Consider the following 16,559-nt stretch of genomic DNA (forward strand, 5'->3'; position numbering starts at 1 on the left):
GCCGCCCGCCCGGCAAGCGCTCCACCGCCCCCATCACTTCCAGGAGTTCCAGGAGGTCCATCACCATGCCCTACACCACGACCAGGGACGGTACGCGGCTGCGCTACGACGACTGGGGCGACGGCCGTCCGGTCGTCCTGCTCGGCACGGCGATGATGGACCACCGGATGTGGGAGTTCCAGGCCGGCTTCCTGGCCGAGCACGGCCTGCGCTGCGTCAGCTACGACCGGCGCGGCTGCGGTGCCTCCGACACCCCGTGGCAGGGCTACGACTACGACACCCTCGCCGACGACCTGGCCGACCTGCTGGACCACCTCGACCTGCGGGACGTGCTGCTGGTCGGCTACGCGGTCGGCGGCGGCGAAGCGGTGCGCTACCTGTCCCGGCACGGGGGCGAGGGCCGGGTCGGCAAGCTCGCGCTCGTCGCCTCCACCACCCCGTTCCTGCTGCGGACCGAGGACAACCCCGACGGCCTCGACATCGCCCTGTTCGACGAGATGGCCCAGGCCATCCGGCACGACCGCGCGCAGTGGCTCGGGCAGCTCAGCGGCCCGTTCTTCGGCGGTCCCGGGGGCGACCCGGCCCAGCTGCCGATCTCCGCCGAACTCGCCGACTGGCTGGTCCGCACCGCGCTGGACACCTCCCCCCGGGCCGGCGTCGAGATCTACCGCACCCTGTTCACCACCGACCAGCGTGCCGAGACGGCGGCGGTGACCGTGCCCACCTTGATCATCCACGGCGCCGCCGACCTGGGCGCGCCCTACGCGCTGTGCGCGCCCAGGACGCACGACCTGATCAAGGGCAGCGAGCTGATCACCTACGAGGGCGCCGCGCACGGCCTGTTCGCCACCCACGCCGACCGGCTCAACGAGGACCTGCTGACGTTCGCGAAGAGCTGACGGAGCCGGTCCCTGCGGGGCGTGCGGCGGCGTGCCGTGCGCTCCGCAGGCAACGGTGCCCGGCCGGTCCCCTGCGGCTCGACGCCGGTGATCGCCGGGGTGCGCTTGCCGGGGTCGCCGGCGTCGTCCGCTGCGGGTGGGCGTGGGCGTGGGTGGGGGTTCAGGGGCAGGGTCAGGGTCAGGGTCAGGGCAGGGTGAGGATGCGGGGGCCGTCGTTAGTGATGGCGACGGTGTGTTCGATGTGGGCGGCGCGGCTGCCGTCGGTGGTGCGCAGGGTCCAGCCGTCCGGGTCGGTGTGGTACTCGTTGTGCCCGCCGGCCATGAGCATGGGTTCGATGGCGAGGGTGAGGCCGTGGCGCAGGGGGAAGCCGCGGCCGGGGCGTCCGTGGTTGGGGACGTGGGGGTCCTCGTGCATCCGGCGGCCGATGCCGTGGCCGCCGAAGTCGGTCGGCATGCCGCACTTGGCGGTACGGGCGACGGTGCTGACGGCGTGGGCGATGTCGCCGATGCGGTGGCCGACGGTGGCGGCGGCGATGCCGGCGTCCAGGGCCCGCTGGGTGGCGGCGATGAGTTCGAGGTCGGCGGGGCGGGGGGTGCCGGTGGTGAAGCTGATCGCGGCGTCGCCAGTCCAGCCGTCGAGTTCGGCTCCGCAGTCGAGGCTGACCAGGTCGCCGTCGCGCAGGCGGTAGTCGCCGGGGATGCCGTGCACCACCGCGTCGTTGACGGAGGCGCAGATCACCGCGGGAAAGGGGCTGGGGGCGAACGAGGGCTGGTAGCCCAGGAACGGCGAACGTGCTCCGGCCCTGGTCAGCACGGCTCGGGCGGCTTCGTCGAGCTCGCGCAGGCGCACCCCCACGCCTGCCGCCTCGCGGGCGGCCGCGAGGGCGTTGGCCACGACCCGTCCGGCCTCGCGCATCAACTCCAGTGCCGTGTCGGTCTTGATCTCCACCATGTGCCGTGACTCCCTGCCATGCGACGCTACCCAATACTTATACCGGTATTAGTATCACGGGCATGGTGAGAGTTCCTTTGAGCCCGCAAGAGCGCCGACGCGGAGAGCGCTTCGGCGCCCTGCTGCGCCAGGCCCGTGGCGAGCGCAGCATGGTGGACGTGGCGGCGGCGGCCGGAGTGTCCGCGGAGACACTCCGCAAGATCGAGACCGGCCGGGCCCCGACCCCCGCCTTCTTCACCATCGCCGCCCTGGCCCACGCGCTCGACCTGTCCCTGGACGACCTGGCCACCGCCTGCGCGCAGGACACCGACGCCGACGCCGGAGCCGGAGGGCAGGCCATGTCGGCGTGACCATCGACCGGCATGTCGGCCGACCGGAAGGCGGAGGTCCCTGACGCGGCACGGGAGCGGTGGCCCTCGCCGTACGGCAACGTGTCCGGCAGCGGGGCGGGGCGCGCCGGGCCGGGTTGAGCCGGGGCCGGGCCGCGCCGGCGGAACGCCGGCCTGGCGTCGGCCACGTCGTCCAACGAGGGCTGCGTGGGCGCCAACGCCACATCGGTCGGCGCATCAGTCGTCGCCTCGTCCGCCTCCGGTGTCGCGAACCGCGTTGCCCGGCGGCGTACTTCACCACGTCCGCCGCCGGCGTCCTCTGACCGGTGCAGTCCCCAGGGACGTGGTGGCGGGTTCAGTCGACGAGCGCCTGGTGGACCAGCGCGCGCAGTTGGGCGCGCAGCGGATGGGTGCCGGAGGGCAGCAGCTGGGTGAAGAACGACACCGTGATCTCCTCGGCGGGGTCGACCCAGAACAGCGTGCTGGCGGCGCCGCCCCAGCCGTACTCGCCGACCGAGGCGATGCCGCGCAGGGCCACCGGGTCACCGACCACGAAGAACCCCAGGCCGAAGCCGGTGCCGTCGAACGGCGTCTCGCTGAAGAGGGGACGGCCGAAGGCGGCCAGGTCCGCGCCGTGCGGCAGGTGGTTGCGGGTCATGTAGTCCACCGTGCGGCTGCCCATCAGCCGCACGCCGTCGTACGTTCCGCGGCCCAGCAGCATCTGGGTGAAGCGGTGGTAGTCGCGGGCGGTGCCCAGCAGTCCGCCGCCGCCGGACAGCGTGCGCGGCGGCCGGGAGCCGACCTTGCCGAGCTCACCGCCCGGGACGGCCGTACCGTCCGGTCCCGGCAAGTAGAGCGACGCGAGGCGGTCACGGCGTTCGGCGGGAACGTGGAAGGCGGCTTCGGTCATGCCGAGCGGTTCGAAGATCCGGGTGCGGAAGAACTCCTCCAGGCTGACGCCGGAGGCCACTTCGACGACGCGGCCGAGCACGTCGGTGGCCACGGAGTAGTTCCACCCGGTGCCCGGTTGGAACAGCAGCGGTATCCCGGACCACGCCTCGCAGCAGTCGGCCAGGTCGAAGCCGGCCGGCCGGCTCCACTCGAAACCCCGGGCCCGGTGGATGGCGTCGGCCGGGTGGGCGCGCATGAAGCCGTAGGTCAGCCCGGCGGTGTGGGTCAACAGGTGCCAGACGGTGGGCGGTTCGGCCACCGGAACGGTCGACGGGCGCAGGTCGCTGCCACCGGTGTACACCCGCAGGTCCGCGAAGGGCGGGATGAAGTCGCTGACCGGATCGGTGAGTTGGAGCGCGCCCTCCTCGTAGAGCATCATCGCGGCCACCGAGGTGACCGGCTTGGACATCGAGTACCAGCGCCACACGGTGTCGTCGGTGACCGGCGCGCCGGACTCCAGGTCGCGGCTGCCGTACGTGGACAGGTGCGCCACCCGGCCGGCCCGGCTGATCGACAGCAGCCATCCGGGCAGCCGGCCGTCGTCGACGTAGGCGCGCAGGCGCCGGTCCACCCGCTCCAGCCGCCGCGCGTCGAAGCCGAGTTCCCCGGCCTCCGCCTCCACACCGAAGTCGCCCATCGCACATCCCTCCATACCGCCCGAACGGTATCCGTACTATCAGATGACCGGCAGCCTGTCAGGAGGGCGAACGGGCCGCCCGGGGGGCGCTCCGTCGGGTTCGCGAAGGCGGAGGCCGGTTCCGCCGGAGGCCGATTCCGCCGGAGGTCGGTTCCGCCGGAGGTCGGGGGTGCGGGCCGGTTCCGCCGGAGGCCGGGTGGAGGCCGGGGGTGGAGACCGGTTCCGGATGCCGCCGCACCGGGCCGTGTCCGAGCCGTGGACGCGGAGGCGGGGTCGGGACAACGGACGGGCCGCTGCCGGGGTGCCGGTGATCAGACGCGGAACGTTGTCGAATCCGGTGCCGACGCGGGCCTCACCGTGGCCCTGCGCGTGGACGACGGGTGGTGCACCGGCCGCAACCCCGGGCCGCCAGCGAGCGCGGAACGGCTCGGGGCCGCGGGCGGGGGCGGCGGCGAGGCGCGTTCCGCGGAGATGCCCACCGCCGTCCGCCTCGCGAGCCCGCCAGGTCAGCGGCGAAGCCCCGCACACGGACCACGACACCGTCCGCGACGTACGGCGAGTCGTGCGCCGACCGATGCCGTACGGCGACCCGCCCGCCACCCGCGGTGACGCGGCACCCGCCCTCCCGCCAGCCGCTGTCCTGCTGCGCCTCGCGCGCCACCCCGTGTGGGAGGGTCGGGGCCGGACGGCCGACACGATGGCGGAGGGCGGGTGGCGCGGGTGCGGGAGCGCTGGACGCGGTCGGGGGTGCGGCTGCGCGAGGCCGCCGTGCGGCCGGGCCGGTGGAACTGGCTGTTCGTGCCCGGCGGTCCCGGGCTGGGCTCGGAGTCGCTGGCCGATCTGGTGCGGGCGGTCGACGTCCCGGGCCGCTCCTGGCTGGTGGACCTGCCGGGCGACGGCTCCAACCGCGCTCTGCCCGGCGTCCCTCCCGACCCGTACCGGCGGTGGCCGCACGTGCTGGCCGAGGCGGCGGAGAAGCTGGACCACGTCGTCCTGGCGGGCCACTCGACCGGTGCGATGTTCATCCTGTCGGTGCCGGCGCTGGCGGAACGGGCCGCCGGGCTCGCCCTGATCAGCGGGGCACCGCACTCCGGCTGGCGGGACGCCTTCGCCGCCTACGCCGCCGGCCACCCGCTCCCGGCCGTCGAAGCGGCGGCGGCCCAGTACGACCGCACCCCGGACGACCGGACCCTGCGCGCCCTGACCCTGGCCGCCGCCCCCTGGAACTTCGGCGCCGGCGCACTGCCCGCCGGACGCGAACTGCTCCAGGGCCTGCCGTACTGCCACGCCGCCGTGGCCTGGGCGGACGCCGGTTTCGACGCCGGCTACCGCGCGCGCTGGGTGCCGTCGACGATCCCGGCGCTGATCGTCAGCGGCGAACACGACCACGTCGTCGACCAGCGCCTGTGGGACGCCGAGCCCGGCTTCGCCCGTCCCCCGGTGACCCGCCACGTGATCCCCGGCGCCGGCCACTGGCCGTGGCTCGACGACCCGGCGGCCGTCCGTACGGCCTTCGCGGAGCTGACGGACCGCTTGGCGTAGCGGTACGTCGGGTACGCCGCGGTGACGTGCCCCCGCGGTGACGTGGCGATGCCGTCCGTTGCCGCGGTGCGTCGGGGTGACGTGGTGCCGTCGCGGTCCCGTCAGGTTGTCGCGGAGACGTCGCGTTGCCGGGCCGCGTGGTGAACGGGCCCCGGGCCGCCGGGCGTTGGAGCTCGGCGGCCCGGCCCGGTGCGGCGGTGGCTCAGGGGGCGGGCGGTTCGGGGCGCAGCAGGGCCAGCAGATCGGTGAGCCGTGCCAGGTCGGCGGGGGAGAGCGCGGCGACCGCCGGCGGCGGGTCGGTCATGACGCGGTGCCCGGCGCGGGCCGCGACACGGCCGGCCGGGGTGAGGTGCACCAGCTTGCGCCGGTTGTCGTCGGGGTGCGGGGTGCGTTCGACGAATCCGCGGGCCTGCATCTTGTCGACCGCGAGGGTGGCGGACGGCGGGTCGGCGCCGATCAGCACGGCGACCTCCCGCAGGGTCATCGGCCCGTCGGCCAGCCGCAGGAGCAGTTCCAGCCTGAGCGGGCCCAGGTCGAGTTCGTCCCGCAGCCGGCCCCGGCGGTCCTGGGCGGTGACGAAGGCCTGCATGGCCGTCCAGGCCAGGGTGGCCGCATCGGCCGGACCGCCGGTGCTGTCGGCCGGCCCATCGGTGCTGCCGGCCGGACCGCCGGCGGTGTCCCGGCCGCGGTCAGCGGACGGTGTTTCCGCTGTCGGCATGCGTCACCTCCCGCGTCCGGGCTGCGGCGAGCCGTTCGCCGTTGCGCCGTGCGGTCTGCCGCGCCCAGCGGCTGGTCGACGCGAGGCCGCCCAGCAGTACGGCGACGCCGCAGCCGGCGATGACGGCCCAGGCGGCGTGGGAGGCGGTCACGAACCCGGCGCCGGTGCCGGCGGCGATGATCGCACCGGTCACGGCGACGCCGACCGCCGAGCCGAACTGGCGGCTGGTCGAGGCCAGTGCCCCGGCCACGCCCGCCTGGTCGGCCGGCATCCCCGACACCGCGGTGTTGGTGATCGGCGCGGTCACCAGTCCGGATCCGGCGCCGAAGACGACGTAGGCGACGACGAGGTACCACAGCGGGGTACGGGCGTCGAGCCGCAGGAACAGCAGCGCTCCGACCGCCAGCAGCGGTCCGGCCAGCACGAGCGGGAGCCGCGGCCCCCTCGCCGCGACCAGCCGGCCGGAGACCGTGGCGAACACCGCCATCACGACCGCCATCGGGATCGTCCGCACCCCCGCCCCCAACGCGCTCTCACCGCGGACGTCCTGGAGATAGAGGGTGTTCAGGAAGAGGAATCCGCCGAGGGTCGCGAAGGCGGCCACCGCGATGAGCATGGCTCCGGAGAACGGCGCACTGCGGAAGAACCGCATGTCGATCAACGGGTCACGGCGGCGCGTCTCCACCACGACCAACGCTCCGGCGCCCAGCGCGGCGACCACGAACAGGGTGACGATCGACGCCGACCCCCAGCCGCGCCGCGGTCCCTCGATGATCGCGGCCGTGATCGAGGCGAGCAGCACGACGACCAGCACCTGGCCGAAGGGGTCCAGCCTGCGGGCGCGCGCCGCCTTCGACTCCGGTACGAAGCGCTGGGTGAGCACGATCGCGGCGATCCCGATGGGCACGTTGATCCAGAAGATCGACCGCCAGCCGAGCCCGCTGACCAGCAGCCCGCCCAGCACCGGCCCGGCCGCCAGACTCAGCCCGGCCACCGACCCCCACACGCCCACCGCGCGGGCCCGCTCCCGGCGGTCGGTGAAGGTGTTGACGATGATCGACATCGCCACCGGGTTCAGCAGCGACCCGCCCACGGCCTGCACGGCGCGGAAGCCGACCAGCCAGCCCAGGCCGGGCGCCACCGAGCACAGCAGCGAGCCGATCGAGAACAGCGCCAGCCCGGTCCGGAACGCCCGGCGCCGGCCGAACCGGTCCGCCAGCGACCCGGACAGCATCAGCAGGCAGGCGATCACCAGCGTGTAGGCGTCGATGGTCCACTGAAGCCCGCTGACCGACGCGTGCATGCCGCGCTGGATCGCCGGCAGGGCCACGTTGATGATCGTCGCGTCGACGCCCGCGATGAAGACACTCATGCAGCAGATCGCCAGTACCAGCGGACGCCGGGTCGGTCCTCGGTTCGGCAACGTCGACCTCCCTCCCGAGACGAGACAATAGTTAATACACACCAATGGTTAAGGTACGCCAATGGTTGGTGAGGCATAACTATTTTCAGGCACGGGGGCGGGCGGGCGCGCGCTGGAGGTGGGCTCGTCGGGGGCGGACTCGTCGGAGGCGGGCGCCCTGGGCCTGCGGGCGCCTTGGGCCTGCGAGCGCCGTGGGCCTGCGAGCGCCTCGGGCGGGCAAGCGCCGTGAGCGAGCGGGCGCCTTGGGCCTGCGAGCGCCGTGGGCCTGCGAGCGCCTCGGGCGGGCAAGCGCCGTGAGCGAGCGGGCGCCTTGGGGCGGGCGCCTTGGGGCGGGCGCCTTGGGGCGGGCGCCTTGGGGCGGGCGCCTTGGGGGTGAGTCGGCACTTCGGGGGTCACGCGGCCGGAATCGTGCTCCCCCGGCCCCGGGACGGCCGACCGGATTGCGCACCCTCGACCGGCCGCCGGCCGCCGCCTTCACCCACGAACACCGTTACGGCGCCGGCGGCTTGCCCCGTGCCCGGCTCAACCGCCCAGCGCGGCCCGGCAGATGGCGTCCCACGAGGCCGGGATGCGGCGCGTGCGCACCCCCTGGCCGCACAGGGCGGCGGCGTTGGCCGGCACCGGGGCCGCCCGGCGGACGGCGTCGCGCGGCCGGGAACGCGGATGCCGTGCCGGGCGGATCGCGACCTGACGTCGCGTCACATGCCGTACCGCGGGCGGCGGGTTGTGGTGCGCCGACGGACGCGGGCCGGGGGCCGGGCCGGTCATCACCAGGCTCGGCGTGGCGGACGGCGGCGCGCTCTCCGGCGGCGCACTCTCGGGCGGCGCGGCGCGTACGGAGCCGGCGGGCGGAGCGACGTGCCGGGCGGGCGCGGGGTGCACGACGGTACAGCCCGCCAACAGGACCGCGCCGATGAGCAGCAGGGACGACCGGATCATGGTCAAGGTCTACGGCACGGCGACCCGTTCGCGACCACGCCACAGGCCGGAGTCACCGGTACGAGGGACGCGCCACGGCAGTACGGGGACGGCCCACGGCGGTACGGGGGCGGCCCACGGCGGTACGGGGGCGGCCCACGGCGGTAAAGGGGACGCCCCACGGCGGTACGGGGGACGCGCCCCACGGCGCGGGGCTTCGCGACCCGGACACCTGCGCCGTCCCGCCACCGGCACCGTTCCCCCCGCTCCCACCCCGCGCACGGCCCCGGGGCGTACCCCGACGTCTGCGGACAGCTGGTGGACGGCCTCCCGCCCCGGGTGACGACACCCCGATCGAAGACTCCCCTGCCGAAGGCCCACCCCGCCCAAGACCCGGCCCGCCGAGCCCCTCGCGCATGCGGCGGGCCGCTCGGGGCACGCTACGGCCATGGGCGACGACGGGCAGGCGGCGGAATCGCGCCGGTGCGCGTTCGTACTCGGCGGCGGCGGAGCGCTGGGCGCACACGAAGTGGGCATGCTGCGGGCGCTGTTGGAGCACGACGTACGTCCCGACCTGGTGGTGGGCACGTCGGTCGGGGCGATCAACGGTGCCGCCGTGGCCGCCGATCCGTCGCCGGCCGCGGTGGACCGGCTGACCGGCCTGTGGACCGGGCTCGGCCGGGCGGGCGTCTTCTCGGGCTCGCTGCTGAGCCGGCTGCGTACCGTGGTGAGCAGCGGAACGCACCTGTACACGGCCGAACCGCTCCGGGCGTTGCTGGCCGAGCACCTGCCGGTCGGGCGGATGGAGGACCTCGCCCTGCCGTTCCAGTGCGTGGCGGCCGGCATCGAACAGGCCGCCGAGCACTGGTTCCGCGACGGACCACTGGTGGAGGCGGTGCTCGCGTCGTGCGCGGTGCCCGGCCTGCTGCCGCCGGTACGCGTCGGCGGGCAGACCTACGTCGACGGCGGCCTGGTCAACAGCATCCCGGTCGGCCGGGCGGTCGCGCTCGGCGCCGACACCGTCTACGTCCTGCAAGTAGGCCGGATCGAGACGCCGTTGCGCCCGCCGAGGTACCCGTGGCAGGTGGCGATGGTCGCCTTCGAGATCGCCCGGCGGCACCGGTTCGCCCGGGACATGGCCGACCTGCCGCCGTCGGTGACCGTGCACGTACTGCCCTCCGGAGCACCGGAGAGCGAGGGAACCGTGGCCCGCCTCGCGCACCGGGACTTCGACCGGACCGGCGAGCGGATCGAGCGGGCGTACGAAGCGTCCTGCCGCTACCTGGAACAGTCACCGCGGGCCGGCGACGGCCCCCCGCCGTGCTGACCGCCCCGCTCCTCGCGACAGGCCGCGGCCGGGCCGTGCTGGGCGGCACCCTCAGCGCGATCCGCCGACCGACCGCCGTCGCACTGCTGCTCGCCCTGCTGCCGGTGGTCGCCGCGCTGCTGGTGTGCGCGGCCCTCTGCACCGCGCCGGTGTCGCTGCTGCGCGGCAACGCGAGATGGCGGGCGGTCCGGCTGCTGTCGGCCGCGCTGGCCTACGTGGTGGCGGACCTCACCGGGGTGGCCGCCGCGGTGGTGACCTGGCTGCGCTGGCCACCGTATTCGGCGGCCCACCGCGCCCGGCTCACGGCGGTCACCTGGGTACTGCTGGAACGCCTGCTGGGGACGGTGCGCCGGGTGGCGTCGCGCGCCTTCGGCGTCGTCGTGGACGTCACGCCCGCCATCCCGTTCGACGGCGGGCCGGACGCGGGCGGTCCCGTGGTGCTGTTCGTGCGGCACGCCGGGCCGGGCGACTCGTTCCTGCTGGTGCACGCCCTGCTGGCGCAGGCGGGGTTGCGGCCGCACGTGGTGCTGAAGCGGATGCTGCGCTTCGACCCCTGCCTGGACCTGCTGCTCAGCCGGGTGCCGCACTGCTTCGTGCCGGCGCCGCGCGGCGTGCCGGTGACCCGGGACATGACGGCACTGGCCGCCGGACTGGGCGACGGCGACGCGCTGGTGCTGTTCCCCGAGGGCGGCAACTTCACCGAACGGCGCCACCGGCTGGCCATCGCGAGCCTCCGCCGGCACGGCCTGCGGCGGACGGCCCGCCAGGCGGAACACATGCCGCACGTCCTGCCGCCGCGCACCTCCGGCCCGCTGGCCGTCCTCAACGCGGCGCCCACCGCCGACGTGGTCTTCGTCGCCCACACCGGACTCGACGCGATCGACTCCGCACGGCACGGCTGGGCAGCGCTGCCACTGCGGGAACGGGTCCGGGCGCACTGGTGGCGAATACCGGCCGCCGCCGTCCCGCCGGGCGACGCGGCACGGGCCGAGTGGCTGATGGAGCAGTGGGCGCTGGTCGACGCGTGGATAGGACAGCAGGCGGAGCGCCCGGCGACGGGGTGACCCCTCCCCCACTCCCCCGTGTCGTCCCTTGATCGTCGTGACAACTCCCGCTGCCCGTCGCTCAGTTCGCATCTCGTGCGGTGAGGGCGCACCATCTGGGTACGTAGGTCACGACAAGCGGGTCGAACGGTACGGAGGAGCTGGGCGTGATGGCTGACAGGGCCGGGGAGGGCGGGCGGCGGCGCGTGCCGTGGTACGTGGGGCTGCCGGTGACGCTGGCGGTGATCGCGGCGGTCTTCGTTGCGGTGGGCCACTTCGGCTGGCTGCCGGGGCTGCCGGACCCGTTCGGCGAACGGACGGTGGACCGCAGCGGACCGGTACTGCTGAAGTCGGTCGACAACCTGAGCCGTTACGAGGGCGCGGAGGGCAACTTCCAGGTCGTGGTGGACCTCGACAAGGAGGCGAAGTTCCTGCCCTCGGCGGTCCTGGGCAACCGCACGCTGTACGTGGGCGCCGGTTCGGTCGACGCCTACGTCGACTTCGGGCACCTGAGCGGCAAGGCGGTGACCGTCTCCGCCGACCGGACCACCGCGACGCTGCGCCTGCCGCACGCCCAACTGGCCCAGGCGGCGCTGGATCCCAAGCGTTCCTACGTCTTCGCCCAGCAGCGCGGCATCTTCGACCGCATCGGATCGTTCTTCTCCGACAACCCCAACACGCAGCAGCAACTGGAAGTACTGGCGACCAAGAAGATCCAGGACGCCGCCGAGCAGAGCCAGTTGAAGCAGCGGGCCGAGACCAACACCAAGGGGATGCTCCAGGGCATGCTGCACTCCCTCGGCTACACCACCGTGAAGATCACGTTCGGCTGAAGTCCCCCGACGGCCCGCCACGACGCCGAAGCGGCCGTTCCGGAACGCGACGGCCGGGCGGGAGCACGGCGGTCGTGAGGTTCGCGACTGCGACCGCGCGGACCCGTGCTGCGGCATAATCCCCCTCCTCGGCGGGACAGCGGCATGCGTGCTGCCACCGACCGCGACGGACTCACCGCGCTCAGGAACCGGAATACGGAGGCCGGACGCTCCGTGGCCGGTGACGGCAACAACGTGCTGGGGGCGGTGGTGCTGCCCGAGCAAAGGCCGGGACACGAGCGGCCGGCGCCTCGTTCACCATGCCGGAGGGCAACCCTGATCCGCCGCCCCGGCGCGTCGGCCCGCATCCTCACGGACAACCCCGCCACCAGCAGGCCTTGCAGCCTGACCGCTGCGGAGGAACGCAATCCTGGTGCCGGGTGGTCGTCCAGGTCCCGGCCGGTGGTGTTTCGGTGACCTGGCGGGGCAGGGCAGGTGCTGGCGGAGGTTGCGAAACGTCCGGCGGACCCGGGCAGGCGCTCGGTGCTGCTGGCTCCTCCCACGGATACCGCGGGCCAGCGGGCCAGCGGGCCAGCCGGAGCCGGGTGTATGCGGAGATGATCGGCCAGGTCCATCGGTCGGCCGCCGCCGGCTCCCGCAGTCGGGGCTTCGTTCAGCCCAGGAACTGCTGGAACAGCCGAAACGCATGTTCCAGGTCGAAGCGTCGCAGGAACGCCTGCCGTGCCCGGTCGACGTCTGCGTCGCCGGCGCCCGTCCTCGAGGACCGCAGCCGCACCGCCGGCGCCTCACGGTCCTTCGACAGGTGCTCGACCTCCAGCCGGATCAACGTCCCCCCGATCAGGGGAAGTTCTCCTTCGTGGGCCGGCCGTGCGGCCCGGTGGGTCGGCCATGGGTGGGTCCGGTCCCATGCCTGTGTGACGGCCCTGGCCGTGGTTCGCGGTTGCCGTGTGGGTGATGACCGCCGGGTCGGGCCGGGGCTCCGGATTGGCGAAGCGGAACTGCGGACCGTGCTTGGGCGGTCGGCCGCCCTTGGGGTCGTGGACCCGCGGCGGCTTCGATAACCGCGTCACGCGGTCGCCGCGGATCCGCCCGATCGACTCGACCGGCAGATCCCGCAGGACCCGGGCCGGGCGGGTCACGTCGTAACCGGCGTCCGTGACGATGACGGTGTCCGGCTCGCCGGGCTGCCGCTGCCCCGCGGAGCTGGGCCGTTCGACGACGTCGCGGAGCTGAGCGGCAGTGACCGCCGTGGCGTCGTCGGCCGGGCCGGACCACATCCAGGACCTGTGTCCAGGACACGGCGCCCATCTCCAGTACCGCGACGAACGAGTACGGCCGGCCCGGGATGAACTGCGAGGCCGCCTTCGCCCGGCCATGGACGTGGCAGAACAGCCGGTCGGTTGAACACGGCGCGTCCGACCGGAGCAACGGCGAGACGTCCACCGCTATTACCGGGCGGCCGTCCGGGAACCGGGGCGGCGGCGGGCCGGCCAGCAACGACCGCAGCCGCCCGGTGTCGATCCGGCCGCGGTTCAGGGCGTCGTACATCGCGCCGTGCTCGGGCAGCAGCGTCAGCTCCACCGCCGAGGCCACCGCACCGGGTGCACACAACACCGCATCCGACAGCTCGAACAGCTCGTCGCCCCGCACGGTCGGACACGCGTAGAACTCGTCCCGAAAGCGTGACGCTTCCTCGAACGCCTCACCCACCCTCACCGCCTTCGTCGTTCACCTGCACGTTGGCCGGAGCACATGATCGGGCGGAGGCCGCCTCGGCGTCCGGCACATGACCAGGCCGACGCAGCAGTTCCAGACGCCGTACGAGGCGTGAGGACCGCTCAGTCGGGCAGCGCGACAGTCAGGTCCACCTCGACCAACTGCCCTGCGAAGCCCAGCTGCGCGACACCCAGGAGCGTGCTGGCGGACGTGAACGCCGGCCCGAGGGCGGAAGCGGTAAGCCGGTGCCAGGCAAGGCCCAGGTCCTGCTGGTCATCGCTGCGCACGTAGATCACCGAACGCACCACGTGCTGCGGCTGAGCATGCACCGCCGCAAGGGCAGCGAGTGCGTTCACGACGACCTGATCGACCTGCACGTCGAGGGAACCCGCTCCGACGAGAGAGCCACCCTGGTCAAGGGGACACTGCCCCGCCAGATAAGCCGTTCGGCCAGCCTCCACCACGGTGATGTGGTGATAGCCCGGCGTGTCGTGCAACTGATCGGGGTTGATGCGGCTGATCTTCGCTGTCATGCCACGAGTCTGACCACTCCGCCCCCGGCACGCACTGACATTCACCCCACCGCGCGACCCTCCGACGCGACGCGGGGTTGCAGAACAAGCTCAGGCCCGGGGCTTGGGCCACCGCCGAAGTGCACCCACTGCGGGCGGCGCAGTTGCACAGGCGTTCGTCGGCCAGACACCCCGCGACCACGATCAGGCCGTGAACGAACCGGGCCGGTGGTGGTCGTTCCGGCGTGTCGAGCCGGAGCGGCGGTGCCAGTTTGCAAATTCGTTGACTGGTCGTTGTGGGGGTCAACGAATTAGCGGCGCCAAACCGTTGTCGCTGTCAACAACCAGTCAACGATTCCAACGGACAGGACCGCGCTTCCGGACCGACACACCGCCGTCCCCAGAGGCTTCCGGGACGGCGTCGGCTTTCGGCCTCTCCCGAGCGGCACAGAACTGACGCCCTTCACTGATCGTTTCAGAATGAGATCGGTGTGTCTGCTCGCGTCGGGCGATTCTCGTCGGCAGGCGGTCGCGTCCTCGGAACGGTGTAAAAGCTCAACGAGGTGAGTGCCGTGATGGGCATCTTATGCCGCGTTGGTGAGTGTCTCGGCGATCTCGTTGGTGTTCTCGCGGATCATGGTCGGGGGTTCGAGGAGAGCTCGGCGGAGGTCGTGCAGGCAGCGGAGGCCGGCGGGGGTCATGGTGAAGCCGCGCCAGCCGCGGGAGGCCCGGTCGAGCACGGCCCGGACGAGACTGGTGCAGGTTTTCTCGCTGGGAAAGCGGCCGATGACCTTGGCCCGGCGGCGGGTTTCGCCGAAGGTCCTCTCGATGAAGTTGCTGTGCCGGATCCGCTTGTGGTGCTCGACGGGGAACCGCAGGTGGGTCGTGCGCGAGGCCCGGTCGGTGGCCATGGCCTTCATCGCGGCCGGGTATTTCGCCTCCCAGGTCGCGACGAACGAGTCGATGCGCCGCTGCACGGTGCCGACGAGCTCCTGTCCGGGCCGGATGTCCGGGTCAGCGATGTCGAAGATCCGCCAGAACTCGGCCCGGACGGTCTCCTGGTCGTCCTTGGAGACCTTGGCCGGCACGTTGCACATCTTGTGGATGGTGCACCGCTGTCGCAGCGCGTGGGAGAAGACGTATTCGACGGCGCCGATCAGGCCCTTCGCGCCGTCGGAGACGATCGGCAGCGGGGGCCGCAGACCCCGGTCGCGCAGGTCGGTGAGGAAGTCGTGCCAGGCGTCGTGAACTCGCAGGCCGCGGCGTCCGGGCCGACGAAGACCGGCTTGCCTTCGGTGGTGATGCCCCAGGCGGCGAGCACCGGTTCGGCCGACGCGCCGTCGTGCATCTAGAAGTGCGAGGCGTCCAGGAACAAGTAGTCCAGCGTCAGGCCGGACAGGTCGCGGCAGGTTCACCGCTCGAACTCGCCCTGGATCGCGGTGCATACGGTTGCCACCGTCGACTTGCTCAGGGCCGCTTCGGGGCCGTGGGCGTCGCCGAGGGCGGCCTCCACGTCGCGGACCGACATCCCCCGAACGAAGGACGCGATGACGAGCGTTTCCTGGGCGTTGGTCCGGGTGACGTGGGTGCCGAACAGGCGGGAGGCGAACTTCTCAGTGGTACCGCGCAGCTTCGGCCGGGCTACCCTGATCGGGCCGGCGGTGGTCTTGACGGTGGTATCGCAGTGGCCGTTGCGGTGACCTGCCCCTCGGCACCGGCGGTGGTGGCGGCGCGCTGATAGTGGGAGCGACCCAGGAAGGCGTCGACCTCGGCTTCCACGGCGGTTTGGATGATCAGGCGGGCACCGAGGCGGGCGACGTCCTCAAGGACCTCGACCAGGTCACGGTCGCCGGCGAACAGGGCGTCGATCTCGGAGCGGATGGCATCGGTGGGTGATACTCGACGGGACACGGGCGTGGGTTCCGATCGTGCGAACTGGCAGGTTCTGCACGGAACTTACGCTCGTCGTCATTTACACCGCAGATCGGACGCGACCTCGGCAGGCTCTACGGGGTGCCTGCCGACCTCGTGTCGGATGAACTGTGCGAGCGCATAACGCCGTTGTTGCCGCCGTCCCGGCGCGCAGGCATCGATATCCGAGGCGGATCCGGGTGGCACCGGCCAGCATCATCCACATGTTGCGCAAGGTCGCAGCCCGGCGTGATGTCCCGGTCCAGGTGCTGGGCTGTTCGGGAGTAACCAGCCGGCGCCGGCCGCGTGAGTGGACCGAAACGGGCATGTGGCCGGCTTTGCACCGGACACCGCTGGCCGAACTGCGCGGTGCGGGCCTGCTGGCATGGACGCCTGCATGATCGACGACTCCCACGCCCGGGCCCGCAAAGGAAGACCACGGCGGCCAGGCCCGCCAGCCGCAGCCACTGACCTGCACGTAGAGACGATCGCGACAAAGAGCGTCTCATCAGACCGTGCCCTGCGTCCCGCCACCTCGTGACCGGGCTTTGGACGGCGGGCCCAGCAGCCTCGCCGTCTCCCCCAGCCCGTCCGGAACGATCCGGCTCCACGCACCTCGCGCCGTGTCCCATTCAGCGAAGTTGTCGAAGTCAACGTCCAGTCAACGGTTCCAGCGAACAGCAACGCGCTTCCGGACCGACACGCCGCCGTCCAGCGTGGCAGGACCATGGGGAAAGGCCGGAGTCGTCTCAGCCCCGCGGACCTGCGAGCTGTCGTGACACGGGCTTCGCCTTCTTGTCGGACGACGTCCGGGGCACCGGGACGCCGCCTCCAAAGAACGCCCGGCC

At 73.0% G+C, this 16,559-nt stretch carries 16 protein-coding genes and 2 pseudogenes; 8 read left to right on the forward strand and 10 right to left on the reverse strand.

The window, feature by feature from the left end; genetic code table 11:
• Positions 1 to 65 precede the first annotated feature (65 nt).
• Entirely contained in the window at positions 66 to 899 is an 834-nt protein-coding gene (locus tag POF43_RS07155; RefSeq protein WP_271313820.1) for an alpha/beta fold hydrolase, read from the forward strand.
• A 184-nt stretch (positions 900 to 1,083) separates the two neighbouring features.
• On the opposite strand, the gene map is transcribed toward POF43_RS07155, so the two are convergent.
• A complete protein-coding gene (gene map, locus POF43_RS07160; protein WP_282704466.1) occupies positions 1,084 to 1,851 on the reverse strand; it encodes a type I methionyl aminopeptidase in 768 nt (255 codons plus the stop codon).
• Positions 1,852 to 1,913: 62 nt separating this feature from the next.
• Here map and POF43_RS07165 point away from each other — a divergent pair, with 62 nt between their 5' ends.
• The gene (locus tag POF43_RS07165; RefSeq protein ID WP_271317651.1) at positions 1,914 to 2,201 is read left to right on the forward strand and encodes a helix-turn-helix domain-containing protein; all 288 of its coding nucleotides are present in this window, start codon (positions 1,914 to 1,916) and stop codon (positions 2,199 to 2,201) included.
• Positions 2,202 to 2,535: 334 nt separating this feature from the next.
• Here POF43_RS07165 and POF43_RS07170 read toward each other — a convergent pair whose 3' ends face one another.
• Positions 2,536 to 3,768, reverse strand: coding sequence for a serine hydrolase domain-containing protein (locus POF43_RS07170; RefSeq protein WP_271325558.1), 1,233 nt, complete (start codon positions 3,766 to 3,768; stop codon positions 2,536 to 2,538).
• A 711-nt stretch (positions 3,769 to 4,479) separates the two neighbouring features.
• On the opposite strand from POF43_RS07170, the gene POF43_RS07175 reads away from it, so the two are divergent.
• Positions 4,480 to 5,310: an alpha/beta fold hydrolase gene (locus POF43_RS07175; protein WP_282704467.1), complete on the forward strand. Its 831-nt coding sequence runs from the start codon at positions 4,480 to 4,482 to the stop codon at positions 5,308 to 5,310.
• Between the two features lie 202 nt (positions 5,311 to 5,512).
• Here POF43_RS07175 and POF43_RS07180 read toward each other — a convergent pair whose 3' ends face one another.
• The 3 genes from POF43_RS07180 to POF43_RS07190 all read right to left on the reverse strand — a co-directional run bounded on the left by POF43_RS07180 (position 5,513) and on the right by POF43_RS07190 (position 8,390).
• Positions 5,513 to 6,028: a MarR family winged helix-turn-helix transcriptional regulator gene (locus tag POF43_RS07180; RefSeq protein WP_282704468.1), complete on the reverse strand. Its 516-nt coding sequence runs from the start codon at positions 6,026 to 6,028 to the stop codon at positions 5,513 to 5,515.
• Positions 6,000 to 7,400 (reverse strand): DHA2 family efflux MFS transporter permease subunit, encoded by a 1,401-nt coding sequence (locus POF43_RS07185; RefSeq protein ID WP_271325801.1) that lies wholly within the window; start codon positions 7,398 to 7,400, stop codon positions 6,000 to 6,002. Before POF43_RS07185 ends, POF43_RS07180 begins: the two co-directional genes overlap by 29 nt.
• Before the next feature lie 573 nt (positions 7,401 to 7,973).
• The gene (locus POF43_RS07190; protein ID WP_282704469.1) at positions 7,974 to 8,390 is read right to left on the reverse strand and encodes a hypothetical protein; all 417 of its coding nucleotides are present in this window, start codon (positions 8,388 to 8,390) and stop codon (positions 7,974 to 7,976) included.
• 427 nt (positions 8,391 to 8,817) lie between these two features.
• Between POF43_RS07190 and POF43_RS07195 the strand changes: the two genes are divergently transcribed.
• The 3 genes from POF43_RS07195 to POF43_RS07205 all read left to right on the forward strand — a co-directional run bounded on the left by POF43_RS07195 (position 8,818) and on the right by POF43_RS07205 (position 11,572).
• Positions 8,818 to 9,696: a patatin-like phospholipase family protein gene (locus POF43_RS07195; RefSeq protein ID WP_271325763.1), complete on the forward strand. Its 879-nt coding sequence runs from the start codon at positions 8,818 to 8,820 to the stop codon at positions 9,694 to 9,696.
• Entirely contained in the window at positions 9,690 to 10,760 is a 1,071-nt protein-coding gene (locus tag POF43_RS07200) for a 1-acyl-sn-glycerol-3-phosphate acyltransferase (protein ID WP_271314052.1), read from the forward strand. Before POF43_RS07195 ends, POF43_RS07200 begins: the two co-directional genes overlap by 7 nt.
• Before the next feature lie 149 nt (positions 10,761 to 10,909).
• On the forward strand, positions 10,910 to 11,572 hold the full coding sequence (locus tag POF43_RS07205) for a DUF4230 domain-containing protein (RefSeq protein ID WP_271314051.1): 663 nt from the start codon (positions 10,910 to 10,912) through the stop codon (positions 11,570 to 11,572).
• Between the two features lie 652 nt (positions 11,573 to 12,224).
• Here the strand turns inward: POF43_RS07205 and POF43_RS35115 are convergent.
• The 4 genes and pseudogenes from POF43_RS35115 to POF43_RS07220 all read right to left on the reverse strand — a co-directional run bounded on the left by POF43_RS35115 (position 12,225) and on the right by POF43_RS07220 (position 15,017).
• On the reverse strand, positions 12,225 to 12,398 hold the full coding sequence (locus POF43_RS35115; protein WP_271323257.1) for a hypothetical protein: 174 nt from the start codon (positions 12,396 to 12,398) through the stop codon (positions 12,225 to 12,227).
• Positions 12,358 to 13,288: pseudogene (locus POF43_RS34820) on the reverse strand (transposase). Before POF43_RS34820 ends, POF43_RS35115 begins: the two are co-directional and overlap by 41 nt.
• A gap of 122 nt (positions 13,289 to 13,410) precedes the next feature.
• On the reverse strand, positions 13,411 to 13,821 hold the full coding sequence (locus POF43_RS07215; RefSeq protein WP_271314050.1) for a RidA family protein: 411 nt from the start codon (positions 13,819 to 13,821) through the stop codon (positions 13,411 to 13,413).
• A gap of 563 nt (positions 13,822 to 14,384) precedes the next feature.
• Positions 14,385 to 15,017: a transposase gene (locus tag POF43_RS07220; protein ID WP_282704478.1), complete on the reverse strand. Its 633-nt coding sequence runs from the start codon at positions 15,015 to 15,017 to the stop codon at positions 14,385 to 14,387.
• Here POF43_RS07220 and POF43_RS34825 point away from each other — a divergent pair.
• Positions 14,928 to 15,152: a hypothetical protein gene (locus tag POF43_RS34825; RefSeq protein ID WP_271323262.1), complete on the forward strand. Its 225-nt coding sequence runs from the start codon at positions 14,928 to 14,930 to the stop codon at positions 15,150 to 15,152. The genes POF43_RS07220 and POF43_RS34825 overlap by 90 nt on opposite strands.
• A gap of 59 nt (positions 15,153 to 15,211) precedes the next feature.
• Here the strand turns inward: POF43_RS34825 and POF43_RS07230 are convergent.
• Positions 15,212 to 15,481, reverse strand: a pseudogene (locus POF43_RS07230) (transposase); the annotation flags it as partial.
• Between the two features lie 59 nt (positions 15,482 to 15,540).
• Between POF43_RS07230 and POF43_RS07235 the strand changes: the two are divergent.
• Positions 15,541 to 15,696, forward strand: a complete 156-nt coding sequence (locus POF43_RS07235; RefSeq protein ID WP_271323256.1) for a hypothetical protein — start codon at positions 15,541 to 15,543, stop codon at positions 15,694 to 15,696.
• The last annotated feature ends 863 nt before the right edge of the window (positions 15,697 to 16,559 follow it).

Origin of the sequence: Streptantibioticus silvisoli (assembly GCF_027947535.2) — a bacterium.
GTDB classification, from domain to species: Bacteria; Actinomycetota; Actinomycetes; order Streptomycetales; family Streptomycetaceae; genus Streptantibioticus_C; species Streptantibioticus_C silvisoli.